Origin of the sequence: Pseudomonas sp. URIL14HWK12:I6, from assembly GCF_000514195.1 — a bacterium.
In the GTDB taxonomy this organism is placed as follows: domain Bacteria; phylum Pseudomonadota; class Gammaproteobacteria; order Pseudomonadales; family Pseudomonadaceae; genus Aquipseudomonas; species Aquipseudomonas putida_A.
Genome location: NZ_KI911359.1, coordinates 178,386 through 190,327, shown reverse-complemented (window position 1 = coordinate 190,327; position 11,942 = coordinate 178,386). Strand labels below are relative to the sequence as shown.

The 11,942-nt window shown below is 54.6% G+C and carries 11 protein-coding genes; 6 read left to right on the top strand and 5 right to left on the bottom strand.

The features are described 5' to 3' along the window. Positions 1 to 105 precede the first annotated feature (105 nt). Together H043_RS0127540 and H043_RS0127535 are read left to right on the top strand one after the other, a co-directional pair. Positions 106 to 993, top strand: coding sequence for a GntR family transcriptional regulator (locus tag H043_RS0127540; protein ID WP_027614492.1), 888 nt, complete (start codon positions 106 to 108; stop codon positions 991 to 993). A 688-nt stretch (positions 994 to 1,681) separates the two neighbouring features. Then, positions 1,682 to 2,749 (top strand): hypothetical protein, encoded by a 1,068-nt coding sequence (locus H043_RS0127535; protein WP_027614491.1) that lies wholly within the window; start codon positions 1,682 to 1,684, stop codon positions 2,747 to 2,749. Here H043_RS0127535 and H043_RS0127530 read toward each other — a convergent pair. The 4 genes from H043_RS0127530 to H043_RS0127515 form a co-directional block, all read right to left on the bottom strand. Beyond that, entirely contained in the window at positions 2,741 to 3,295 is a 555-nt protein-coding gene (locus tag H043_RS0127530; protein WP_027614490.1) for a sce7726 family protein, read from the bottom strand. The genes H043_RS0127535 and H043_RS0127530 overlap by 9 nt on opposite strands. 194 nt (positions 3,296 to 3,489) lie before the next feature. After that, on the bottom strand, positions 3,490 to 4,350 hold the full coding sequence (locus H043_RS0127525; RefSeq protein WP_027614489.1) for an SMP-30/gluconolactonase/LRE family protein: 861 nt from the start codon (positions 4,348 to 4,350) through the stop codon (positions 3,490 to 3,492). A gap of 39 nt (positions 4,351 to 4,389) precedes the next feature. Beyond that, the gene (locus H043_RS0127520; RefSeq protein WP_027614488.1) at positions 4,390 to 4,863 is read right to left on the bottom strand and encodes a DMT family transporter; all 474 of its coding nucleotides are present in this window, start codon (positions 4,861 to 4,863) and stop codon (positions 4,390 to 4,392) included. An 11-nt stretch (positions 4,864 to 4,874) separates the two neighbouring features. Beyond that, positions 4,875 to 6,275, bottom strand: a complete 1,401-nt coding sequence (locus tag H043_RS0127515; RefSeq protein ID WP_027614487.1) for an amidohydrolase family protein — start codon at positions 6,273 to 6,275, stop codon at positions 4,875 to 4,877. A 143-nt stretch (positions 6,276 to 6,418) separates the two neighbouring features. On the opposite strand from H043_RS0127515, the gene H043_RS0127510 reads away from it, so the two are divergent. Next, positions 6,419 to 7,321 (top strand): LysR family transcriptional regulator, encoded by a 903-nt coding sequence (locus tag H043_RS0127510; RefSeq protein WP_027614486.1) that lies wholly within the window; start codon positions 6,419 to 6,421, stop codon positions 7,319 to 7,321. 253 nt (positions 7,322 to 7,574) lie between these two features. On the opposite strand, the gene H043_RS0127505 is transcribed toward H043_RS0127510, so the two are convergent. Next, positions 7,575 to 8,783 (bottom strand): MFS transporter, encoded by a 1,209-nt coding sequence (locus H043_RS0127505; protein WP_027614485.1) that lies wholly within the window; start codon positions 8,781 to 8,783, stop codon positions 7,575 to 7,577. 88 nt (positions 8,784 to 8,871) lie between these two features. Here H043_RS0127505 and H043_RS0127500 point away from each other — a divergent pair, with 88 nt between their 5' ends. From H043_RS0127500 to H043_RS0127490, 3 genes are all read left to right on the top strand, one after another. Beyond that, positions 8,872 to 9,666 carry a helix-turn-helix domain-containing protein gene (locus tag H043_RS0127500; protein ID WP_049827964.1) on the top strand — a complete coding sequence of 265 codons (795 nt, stop codon included), beginning with the start codon at positions 8,872 to 8,874 and terminating at the stop codon, positions 9,664 to 9,666. Between the two features lie 787 nt (positions 9,667 to 10,453). Beyond that, the gene (locus H043_RS0127495; protein WP_219738114.1) at positions 10,454 to 10,723 is read left to right on the top strand and encodes a hypothetical protein; all 270 of its coding nucleotides are present in this window, start codon (positions 10,454 to 10,456) and stop codon (positions 10,721 to 10,723) included. A gap of 638 nt (positions 10,724 to 11,361) precedes the next feature. Beyond that, positions 11,362 to 11,739, top strand: coding sequence for a hypothetical protein (locus H043_RS0127490; protein ID WP_027614482.1), 378 nt, complete (start codon positions 11,362 to 11,364; stop codon positions 11,737 to 11,739). The last annotated feature ends 203 nt before the right edge of the window (positions 11,740 to 11,942 follow it).

Below are 11,942 nucleotides of genomic sequence, written 5' to 3'. Positions count from 1 at the left end.
CTGGACGTCATAATTGAGGCGGAGGCCAAACGGTCTCTGCCACAGCGTAAAATGACGCGCTAGAATGGGCTTTCTTCGGTTCAGATCTCTGTGGTTTCCGACCTAATGCCTCTAAGCCCGCTGCAAGCACGCATCGCGCGTGACATCGTTTCCCACGTCCGACGTGAACGCTTCCCTGTTGGCCATCATCTGGTTGAATCACAGCTAGCGAACACACTGAATGTGTCGCGCACGCCTGTGAAGTTTGCCCTGGGCCATTTGGTTGAAAAGGGTATGCTGACCTACGACCGCAACAGGGGATTTTTCCTCGCGCGATCCAGTGACGACTTGAGCGACCTTGTCTCTGAAGTCATGGAGAAGAGCGACGATCCTCTGTACCTGACGCTTGCAGAACTTCGCCTCAGTCGGCAGCTTCCTGAACTGTTTACCGAGATCGAATTCATGCGGCAGTTCGATGTGTCCAGAGCAGCTCTGAGGGCCGTGCTGTCTCGGATGCAGCAAGAAGGGTGGGTTGAACAGCGTGCAGGCCAAGGGTGGCGTCTGCTTCCCATGATCGACTCTGTTGAGGCTTACGAAGAAAGCTACTCCTTCCGAGCGACCGTCGAACCTTCTGGCCTTTTGTCACCGACTTTTCAGATTGATCGCGAGACGTTGGCGGCATGTCGTAAGCAGCAGGAATTCATCGCGAACGGCGGCTACCTGACCATGACGCCTCAGGAGCTTTTTGAGGCCAATTCCCAGTTCCACGAGACATTGGCAGCGTGCTCGGGTAACCGTTTCCTGCAGCAGACTGTCCGCCGTCTCGACCAGTTACGACGCCTGGTGGAATACCGCCAGGCCAGCGCACGCACACCCCGTAAAGGCCAAGCGGAAGAGCACTTAGCGATTCTCGATTGCCTGGAACGTGGCGACCGCTTGGCTGCTGCTGACCAGATGCGGCGCCACCTTGAACAAGCTCGCCGACACAAAGTCGATCCTGCTTTGTTTGAATAAGATTTCCACTCCCTAGCCCCTAGAGCATTGACGCGATCAACCTGGTCGCATGCGCTCACTCCTGGCGCTTGGACGACGCTCTGCCAGCTAGCGGTATCGTCGTAGTCCCATAACGCGCTGATTGACTTATATTTCCATATAAAACATTCGAACTAAGACATCCGAGTGCGCGCTTTCGTGTCATTTTGCACCCAGCTCGATCACGCTGTTAGACGAGGTCGACCTCAAGTTTTGTAACCGTCCGGCAAACATATCTTCCTCGAACGACTGCTAAAGGCCATGGTTTCCACCTAATTTAAGTAGACACCATCTCTGGCCCAGAGAGCGGATTTCCCATGATCCATGGCGACCCGCAACATGTCGCTCATGTGACGGTACAGGCTGTTCGATGCAGCCAGGCCGGCATACAAAAGCCTCTCTCTGGTGCAAAGGCATGAGTAACCTACCGACTGATCGGACATAGACGCGCCCCACATCCCAAAATACGCATTAAGGCTTTTATTGAGTGGCCAAGTGCTATCCTGCCAATCTCCACCTGCCGTCTCACTGGGAGCATGACGTCGGCCAGTGAAACTGAGCAAAACCGATACGTTCCGCATGTCGACGCTCGCTGCTCACCAAGGCCTTTGACTCGCTATGACTTCAGATTACGGCAAAACCTGTTTTCACAGCATGCAAGGAGTGCAAGATGCAGTACGTGGCTTGTTTACGAGTTGGTCAGAATGACGTTAAGGCGCTGATAAATCTGGAAGACCACAGGCGGGAAGTAGTGGCTCCGCTGTTGGACATGCGAGGTGACGACGACAGACACCTTCAAACATTCCTAGCGAGTTGGACTGAGCATCCTTTTTTCCTGGACGTTTCAAGAATAGCTAAGGACGTTGGTGAAGAATTCATTACTACCAATGACCTGCACAATCCTCATGGCGCGTTTGAGAACAAACGTCGCTTCTTTTCCGATGTGGCAGCCATCAACCAGAATGTTATACCGGTGGTCTCCTGGGTTGATGACGATCCCCAACGAGCAGTCATCCAAAGTGCACTTGCTCTCCAGGGCGATTTCCCCCATATAGCCATAAGGGTTACCTGCCCGGAAAACCCCACCTCGACTTCGTGGAGCAGATTGCTATCAATCCTGGATGCTCTTGAACGCCCGGACACCGCGACGGTGATTTTAGACTTCGGTGCCACCGCTCCGGCCAACACCGCCTCAGGGTCAGATTTCAACGTATCCCTGAGACAACTGAACAGCTATCAGATACGAAATCTGATCCTCATGAGCACTTCCTTCCCTATCGATAAGCCGGCTTCAAACACTTCACGTTCCTCCGCCTGTTACGACGTTGCGTGGCAAGCAAGGGTCGATACCAGTGGCATAGAGTTGGATATCGTCTACGGGGATTACGCCGCCACCAATCCGACCGCCTCGATGGAATACATACGAGGCATGCCTGTGCTTCCTTTTGCCTGCTATTACACGCCAACAGAATGGTGGCAACGACGCAAAGGTTCGGACAAGGAGTTTGTACGGTACGTTGAAATCGCCCAAGAAATCAGAGGCCTGCCGGGTTACCACGGTGATGACTTTTGCTGGGCTACTCGTGAGTACAGCAGAATTGTCGCCACATCTACAGGTTACGGGAACAATGGCACATGGAATGGGTACAGGATCAATCAGCATATCTGCGCCATGATCGAGTCCATCGTAGATACGGATAACAGTTTCGATGACTTTGATGCCGACGACTTACTCTAGCGAGCGATAGCGTTGTTTCAAGCTTGCTAGTACATGCGATCTGATCACGTTCATGGGGAGGGCGTCGCATAGCTGGCGACGCACCTCTTTTATGAGGTTGCGACTTTTCGTTGGCACCCCATACTGGGCCGCGAGTGCGTCCAACTCGCTACGCCACAAGAATCCCGTAAGGTGAAATTTATCCTGGAGCTTGTTGGGCTTCGCCCTTCGAATCATCGCCATGCCCGAATAGTCATCGACTACGAGCACTCCAACATGCGGTAGACAGGACTCAAGAGCCTTCACCAAGTGCTTCGAATGGCAGCATAGCCAGACTTCGTCAAAGCATGCCATATAGGCCTGCTGCTGGCCTTCCCAGCGAGCCAAGGTATCAGCATGCGATTTGATTTCGAACGCGGTTAGCTTTCCATTGGCGTGAACGAGATCGGCGCGTCTGGCCTTATCAATGAAGCACAGCTCCTCGATGAAAACGTCACTCTCTTCATGGGACATCGCTTTCGCGACCCACTGCTTGAGGATTGGGCGGATTTCGGTTGGATTCAGCATGCGCGGATTATAGACAGACAGTTGAGGCTTCTCACGCTAAAAAAGCATCCGGTCGTCTAAGGCCACAGAGCCCGCATCTGTATGATAGCCATCTTGCACGAAGTGGGGATGCGCCCGGTAGAAGCTTGGTGGGTTCATTCCGATGCGGCTAGAAATTGGCATTTAGAGCGACGCCCGAGGCTAGAACCCAGTACTCAGCTCAGTAGCCCTGAAAATCGCTCTTCAGAAAGTCCCGCAGCGACAACGGCTTCGGCTTTTATCAGCGCACCATCGGAACATGTCGGCTTGTCCAGGCCTATCAGCGCGCTGGTGCTGTACAGCGTGGTATAAGCGGCGCCCGCTAACACTGGGCAAGTGGTCTGAATACACGGGGAGTCGATTACGCGATCGACTTTTCCATCCGGCGCATAACGCACCACCCTGCTGCCGCCCCATTCGGCATTCCAGAGAAACCCCTGCGCATCAATGCAAGAGCCATCTGGAGCGCCTTGACCGTCAACCGTCGTGAACACACGCTGGTTTTCCAGTGAGGGGTAATCGCAGCAGAAAATACGTCCCTGCAGGGAGTCCGCGTAATACAGAGTGAAGCCGTCCGGGCTGAAACAGATGCTATTCGGGATCGCCACTGCGGGAATGTCCAACGTTTCTGTTTCGAGCGTCGACGCATTGAGGCGGTGAAATCTGCCGATGGTTTGCACCTGCTCACTGGCGTCCATCGTGCTGAACACAAAGTTGCCCATACGGTCGCAGCGGCCATCATTGATTCGGGTTCCGGGTACACCAGGCGTGACTGCAATTCTGCTGAAACGGCCTGTGCTCAGCTGATAGTAGCCCAGGCAGGATGCCAGTCCCATTAGCAATACGTCTTCGTCTGCCGTGAGGGCAAATGAGCCTAGCGACTCGGGCAGCGGCCAGCACTGCACTTCACCGCTTACGAGATCTATAGCACGTAACTCGCAGCTTGGAATGTCCGTCCAGAACAGGCGTTCGGTTCTTTCACACCAGACAGGGCACTCGCCAAGCATGCTGGTGGTGTCGGTTAGAGTTTTAAACATGGTTGCTTCCTACGAAACAGAATGGGGTAAACAAGGTAGTCAGTTGGAGAAAAGCGCTGACCAACGGTCACCGAACAACGCGATAGCCAAACCTGCGAGCATCACCACCGTCCCGACCAACTTGATGGAAGACACCGGCCTCTCCAATGCCCCCATCAATCCGAAGTGATCGATCGCCAGTGACGAAATGATCTGCCCAGCGATAGCGAGGCCAAGCAGTGCTGACAGACCGATTTTCGGTGCCAGCACTACATAACTGAGCAACGCGCTGGCACCCAGCAAACCACCCAACAGGCTCCACCAAGGCTGTGCAGGTATGGCCGCCAGTGAGGCTGCTATCCCCCCGCGCATCAATGAAAAAATGCCCAGGCATACCGCGCCAGCAGTAAAAGAGAACAGCGCCGCCGCTACGGAGTCTCCACCCACACCTTTAGCGAGTTGGCCATTCAGTGTGGTCTGCAGGGTGATGCCAAGCCCCGCGCAGATGGCCAGCAGGTAGTAGGCTGCATTCATCTCACACCTCCTTACTTGGCTGACTCAAGCGGCAGGAATTTCTCGGCAAAGATATCCGGCTGATAGCCTGCAGCAGCAAACAGATGCTCACGGGACTCGTTGATCGCCGCACGCAGCCTTTCGCTATCCACACCTAAAACCTTGCCACCGCGCTTGACGATACGCCCGCCAATCATGACGGTGTCGACATTGCTGCGCTCTGCCGCATGTACCACGGTACCGAAGGCATTGCCTGACGGATAAAGGTTGATGTCCCGCGCGTTTATCAGGATCAGGTCAGCCTGCTTGCCGGGACTCAGGCTGCCGATTTTGTCCTGTAAACCGGCACAGACCGCGCCGTCGACGGTGGCGGATTTGAGCAAACCATGGGCGGGCAGGGTCACCACCGGATGATGGTCTTCACCGCAGCAGCGCTGGTGGTGCATGCCCATGACGCGCTGCAGGTAGAACGCCACCCGCATCTCCATGAACATGTCACCGCTGTAGGAGGTTTCGTTATCGACACTCAGGCCTGGACTGATACCGTGACGTTGGGCCGACTGCATGGCGAACATTCCATCTTCAATGCCGTAGTGGGCATCTGAACGCGGGCATACGTTGACCCGAACGCCAGCCTCGCGAAGGATTTTCCAGCCGGCGTCCGGCAGCGCGGTGCAGTGGTTGAAGATGTTGTCGGAACGCAGCAGCCCCTCGCGATGCAATCCTTCCAACTCAGCCGCCATGTCACCGCCAAAGAACTCGGTGATGATAGGCAGCCCTAGGCGTCGGGCCTCAGCCCACAGCTCAGGCTCCAACTGCGCCATCACCGCCAGAGAGAGCAGCGGGTTGTCGCCTTTCTTGATGTATTTTTCCTGCAGACGCTCCAGATTGCCCGGCCAGTGGGCTTTGTCCCACTCACCCGCAACCGGCGCCCCCGAGGCGTGTACGGCGCGTATGCCTGCATCGAGCAGCGCTTCGACAGCGGCATCGGAGTGCTCACCCGTGCGGCTGTTATGCGAGTTGTCCACCAAGGTCGTTATACCGGCATCGATGCAGCCCAATGCGCTCAGGAGGTTGCCGATATACATGTCCGCCGGGCGATAGTATTTGGCGAACGAGAAGTGGGTTGCGTTGCAGTAGTCCTCCAGGGTTGCGGCGTTCGGATTTATTCGCCGTAGTTGCCCCTCCCAGGAGTGACGGTGGGTATCGACCATGCCCGGCATAGCGATCATGCCGGATGCCTCAATCACGACAGAGTCGCCGGCTTCGAGATTTTCACCGATTGCCGTGATGGTGGTGCCTTCGATAAGAATATCGCCACGCGCCAGATTGCCGATGTCGCCATCCATGCTCAGTACAGTGGCGCCGCGGATAAGTGTGCGTGCGGCCGGAGCGACTGGGGCCTGCACAATGCTGCGGTTGTATTCAGCCATTTCAGTACACCTCTTCCAATTTCGTTGGAAGAAATGTACGCAAGGCGATACTGCGGGAAAAAGATGATTAAACTGTTTTTATTATTCAAGAATGACGAATAATAATGCTTTCCCCGGTCACTGCTTTGAGGCTGCTAACAGTCATGGATCGTATTCAAGCGATGCAGGTATTCGTCCGTGTGGCTGAGGCAGGAAGCTTTATCCAGGCGGCGCAGACGCTCTCTTTGCCGGCCTCGACGGTTACCAGCACCGTCAAGAATCTTGAGAAGTACCTGCAGGTGCGCTTGCTCAACAGAACCACGCGGCGGGTTAGTCTGACGCCTGAGGGCGCACAGTATCTGGCGCAATGCCGGGAAATATTGGAGCTGATAGAACACACAGAGACTAGTCTGACGGATTCCGTAAAACGGCCACAGGGACGTTTGCGGGTTGATATGCCGGGCGGCATTGCACACTTCATCGTCATGCCAAATCTGCAAGCTTTTTACATGCGCTACCCAGATATCTACCTAATGATCGGCGTCAGCGATCGGCAGGTTGACCTTGTTCAAGAGGGTGTAGATTGCGTCATTCGCACAGGCGAGCTCGACGATTCAACGCTTGTTGCGCGCCCCCTTGGCCGATTTCGCTGGGTGACCTGTGCATCTGTTGCCTATCTCGAAGAAAACGGTACTCCGCAAACACCACTGGATTTGTCACACCACCGGGCCATCCATTACTTTTCGGGCCACGCAAGGCACGCGGGCGAAATGCGCTTCGCCAGTGGCTCTGAAAAGCTCTCGGTTCAGGTGAACGGAACAACAGCCGTCAACGAGACTGGGCTCTACATAAAATTGTGCCTTGAAGGCTTTGGGCTGGCGCAACTCGCCGAGAACGTGGTTTCCGAGCACCTGCGAGAAGGGCGGTTGGTGGAAGTACTTGCTGACTGGCAACCGGCTTCGATTCCTGTGCACCTGTTATACCCGCATCAGCGCTTTCTTTCGCCAGCCGTGAGCGCATTCGCTGACTGGATCTCCGAGCTCGTTCGTGACGGGGATTCAGCCTGAGTTCAGTGGCTGCAGGGCTGAACAAACAGGCTCGAATATTCAGCTGGTGCGCCAATAGCGACGAGTAGCCAAGCGCAGCGAAGTGCTCGGCGGCCAGTGTGGCGAACGTATTGTTTAGTTCTCCCTTGGAGATGAGAAATGGCTTGGCACCGTTGATGATCAGTACGTTGCTCGCGAGGCTTAATCACCGACGATGAGGATCGTGATAGGGCCGCTCGGTGGCGATCGACACGTATTTGCCATGTTTGCTGGCCTAGCTGTGTTGCATGGGCGTGCTTCTGTAATGAGTGGGTTCGAGTTGAACATTGCGCCCGGCCAGCATGCCGGTGGATGCGCCGGCAACGGCGATTGCCGCTGTGATCAACAGCGGTGCTGTCCAGCCATCAGTCCAGTCGTGCAGTTGGCCCAGTAGCAATGGGCCTGTGGCCGCCATCAGATAACCCACACACTGCGCCATTCCTGATAGTGCCGCCGTGTCGCCGGCATTTTTTGTACGCAAGCCAATGAACGTCAGGCCAAGCATCATGCTAGCGCCAGAGCCGAAGCCCAGGAAAGCTGCCCACAACATGGCGTAGCTTGGTGCGTAAATGAGCCCGATCAAAGATGAGGCGGTTAACAGGCTAACGGTAGCGGCTGCCAGTTTCTGGTCTTTGAGACGGCGAAGCGTGGCCGCCAGAATCAAGCCGGGAATGGCGGTGGTCAATTGCAGCGTGCCGTGTACCATGCCAGCTTGCTCCGGGGATATACCATGATCCATCAGCATGGTCGGCAGCCAGCCTACGGCGACGTAAAAAGGCATCGCGTTCAGGCCCATAAACAGTGTGACCTGCCACGCCAGCGGTGAACTCCAGACGTTCACGGTTGCCGCTTGTTTGGGGCCGGACAGAACAATATGTTCGTGTTTTTTCAACTGGGGTAGCCACACAATCAGCGCCAACAGCGGGGCTGCTATCAACAAACTCAGGGCAATCGGCCATCCCCATGATTGGGTCAGCGGAATGATAACGGCGGAACCGGCAGCACCTGCTGCCCCCATCGTGATGGAGTAAGCGCCCGTCACAGACGCCATCTTCGTCGAGAAGTCGCGTTTGATCAGGCCAGGCAATAGCACGTTGCCCAGTGCGATCCCGGTGCCTATCAATACCGTACCGGCATACAACGCCCATGCGCTGCCTGCCGAGCGCAGCAGGATGCCTGCTGAAATGACCAACAGTGCACCGAAAAGCGTGCGTTCAATGCCGAACCTGCGGGCAACCGAAGCGCTAAGCGGGGAAAAGGCGGCAAAAGCCAGAAGTGGTAGTGAAGTAAGCAGGCCTAGAGCTGAGGCGCTTAAGCCAAAGTCATTCTGAATGAGCGGTAAAACAGGGGCGATGCCCGTAAAGGGAGCGCGTAGGTTTACGGCAATGAGCAGAATGCCCGCGACGAGCGCGATGGCATGCCACTTGTTTTTTGTATCTGACATATTCTGTAGCTGTCCTCTGAAAAGAAGACCACTGTAGAGAGCTTCAGAATTATCTAATATAGATATCAAGACACCTGATACCTAAATTATGCCAAGCTCAAAAAATGTCGTTACCTCGCCGGAAGATTTCGATTCAAATCTCTTCGCTCAGGCTGCGATTGCGCTCAAGGTTGCGCCTGCCCCCAATGATTCGGTTGCCCGCGCCCATGATCATCGAAAAGGCCAGCTAGTCCTGTCTTTGCACGGAGCGGTGAGCTGTGAGGTGCAGAACGCACTTTGGCTTGTGCCTCCCCAACATGCGGTATGGATTCCCGGCGGCACGCCGCACAGTTGCCGCATGACCGAAAACGCCCGCACTTGTTTTTTGTTTGTTGAACCCGATGCAGCAGAGATGCCTGACGCCTGCTGTACGGTTGCCATTACCCCCATTGTCCGCGAGATGATCCTTCACCTCGCAGAGCAGGAACCCTCCTGTCTTTGCGAGGGTAAAACTGCGCGGCTGGTTGCAGTACTGCTTGAGCAGCTTTCCGATGCTCCGCTGAAAGAGCTGCATTTGCCGATATCCGACCACCCCAAGATCAAACAAATCGCGGATACGCTCTTTGCAGACCCCGGTGACCGAACCACGTTGCGCGAGTGGGCCAATCGGCTTGCAACGAGTGAGCGAACGCTAGCCAGACTTGTGGAAAGTACGACTGGGCTGAGCTTCGGACGCTGGCGCCAGCAACTGCATCTGATGATCGCACTGAGTCATCTGGCAGAAGGCGTATCCGTGCAGCATGTGGCAGGCATCCTGGGCTATGACTCTGTTAACGCCTTTATCACGATGTTCAAGAAAGCTTTGGGAAAACCGCCCACTCTGTACTTTTCCTCTCTGCGATAGTGCTTTGCTTGTTAAATATCCGACCCATTGAGTCGTCGAGCCACCTGCACGATTCTGGGGATCACCCCCTGCTCAGCTTCTCCATCTGGAGTCCTCGTCGCAGACACCCACTGACCATCGGCATCACTAAATTCTGTAAAATGGGAAAGTGCGGTTCTGACACGGCCAGTCGTGAAGTGAGAATGGAGCCATCAAATAGTTAAGGATTGCTGACATGTCACGTTTCAAGGGCCGCCGCCTCAGGCAATACAGGTCGAGTTCGACCATCATAAAGATTTCAACATAGCTCACCCGACCATAGGCCTGTAATCCTAGGGATTGGTGAAGGCACCAGCCAGTTGCTACAACAGCCTGGCGGGAATATCCACCTCAGTGCGGGCACCTATGCCAAGAGCATGGGTACAAATGCTCTGAAGTGTGAACGGTGCGACGCAACAGTAATTCATGTCAATTCCTTCACTCGGGGCTGCTACTACAAAACCTCTAAGGTTCGGGCCTGCTTCCGCCCGCAAGCGAATGGAACGCATGGCCCCAACTGTCGTTTCGGTGTTGATAAGCAAATCGTTGAGCTCGCCAGCACCTCTAACTGCCTGGTCGAAAGCGTCCAGAAAAACCGCTTCCGCATGCGTCGGTCGCGGTGACAGAAGAGTTGAAAGCAAATGCTAGACGACTCAAGAAAGATGACGGTGGTGAGACATCCTCTACTGCCATCTGAACCTACACACCATCATCCAATCGGTTGTCCTCCTATATCAATACCGCACAAAGCGTCCTCAGACTGCGCGCAATGTGCGACGAAGACGCTGACATCGACGAGCACCTAGAACCAGTGTTTGCAGGCAATACCGTTGGCTGGAATCAGTTCTACTTCGACCATGCCCGGCAAATGGAGGCCCACTACGCCGTCTCAAAGAGTTCGACTCAATACCCGATCGCGATCCAAGGACGCGTGGGTAAGATCAAGCGGCGTGTCAACGGCGATACCACGCTCAATGTCATGAATCTCGAACGACTCAGGGTGACCCAGGATCCCAACGAACCCCACATATGGTATTAGCCTAGAAGTGGGTGTATGGGCGGCCTAGGCAAGCTGGTTTGATGGGCTAAGCGAAAACGACGAGTTCATAAAATCTGTCTGTGGAAAGCACCTCCCCCGGCCCGGAGCAAGGCCACCAAGGCGGGGTCTCTTGCATTACCGAATTGGCAAGTGCGTCAGTGTGCCGTGCCGGTTTCGCCAGGGTGGGCAGTCGCTTCTATTTTCTACCAATTGGTGGTCCCAAATGGGATGTCGGTGAGCTGCATGGGATTATCTCGGACGAGGGCGGGGTGGAATCGTACCAAGGTAACAAGGAAGCCAATAGATACAGATCCGGTTGATTTCATCAATGCTCGAGGGAAGTTGTTGCTCTCCCGTCGATTTACGTCCGTGTCCGCCCCCCCTTGACTGGCCGCTTCGGCCGATAGCTGCCGCTCACGAACGGCGGCTTTCGGCCAAAAGCGGACACTCAAAGATGCTAACGAAGCCAGGGAACGCAATCCTCCTGGACGCCAGTAGGATCCCTGGGCAGGAATGCGTTTTCTCCACTACCTACCTATCATCGCCTTCTCGGCTCTGATGGCCAGCTATGCCTAACTGTGGCTGATTATACCGACGTCTCTTTTAAATGATTTGGCTTAAACCAGTAATTACAGGTCATGGCAATCAACGCATCACTTAGAGCAAATGGCTTCTTCGCCGGCCTTTTGGAGTCAGAATTGTTGCTCGCTGCATCGCTCGAGTTACGGCTACTGGTACAAAAGGAAATAAATGAGAAAACAAAGAATGAACTGAGACAAAGATTTCTTTGGTTCGTGGTGGTGATTGCTGAACCCACTTTGGGATTTCGAATAGATAAGGCGTTCTCGATATTAATGGGACTGACTGAGATGAGCGCCTTAATGTCCGTAAAAGCAATTTTAAGAAAGGGCGAACTCTGTCCTATGGAAAACTTCCTCTTCTCCACATCTAAAGCAGGTTGCCTGTCGCCGCACTACAGTATTTCCATACTTAATGTGAGCGACATGACGGCTTGAGAGAGCACCGGTTCAGTTCAACGATGGGCTGCCCCACCTCAGGCCGATAAAAAATAACGTCATGCCCGGGATTACTTAAACGCTACAGACACCATTCCCCTTAATGCTGGAGTTGGAAGGCGAGTTCGCCGGACGCTTACACTAAAAATCTAAAAAAATAGCGAGGGGGGGGGCTGCCAACCGGCTAGAAAATGCAAATTTAT

Bases quoted from the DNA above. Each gene is read 5' to 3' on its own strand.
- H043_RS0127495 (WP_219738114.1), top strand. From the start codon at position 10,454: ATGTGCGACGAAGACGCTGACATCGACGAGCACCTAGAACCAGTGTTT.
- H043_RS0127540 (WP_027614492.1), top strand. From the start codon at position 106: ATGCCTCTAAGCCCGCTGCAAGCACGCATCGCGCGTGACATCGTTTCC.
- H043_RS0127520 (WP_027614488.1), bottom strand. From the start codon at position 4,863: ATGAATGCAGCCTACTACCTGCTGGCCATCTGCGCGGGGCTTGGCATC.
- H043_RS0127525 (WP_027614489.1), bottom strand. From the start codon at position 4,350: ATGTTTAAAACTCTAACCGACACCACCAGCATGCTTGGCGAGTGCCCT.
- H043_RS0127510 (WP_027614486.1), top strand. From the start codon at position 6,419: ATGGATCGTATTCAAGCGATGCAGGTATTCGTCCGTGTGGCTGAGGCA.
- H043_RS0127535 (WP_027614491.1), top strand. From the start codon at position 1,682: ATGCAGTACGTGGCTTGTTTACGAGTTGGTCAGAATGACGTTAAGGCG.
- H043_RS0127500 (WP_049827964.1), top strand. From the start codon at position 8,872: ATGCCAAGCTCAAAAAATGTCGTTACCTCGCCGGAAGATTTCGATTCA.
- H043_RS0127530 (WP_027614490.1), bottom strand. From the start codon at position 3,295: ATGCTGAATCCAACCGAAATCCGCCCAATCCTCAAGCAGTGGGTCGCG.
- H043_RS0127490 (WP_027614482.1), top strand. From the start codon at position 11,362: ATGGCAATCAACGCATCACTTAGAGCAAATGGCTTCTTCGCCGGCCTT.
- H043_RS0127505 (WP_027614485.1), bottom strand. From the start codon at position 8,783: ATGTCAGATACAAAAAACAAGTGGCATGCCATCGCGCTCGTCGCGGGC.
- H043_RS0127515 (WP_027614487.1), bottom strand. From the start codon at position 6,275: ATGGCTGAATACAACCGCAGCATTGTGCAGGCCCCAGTCGCTCCGGCC.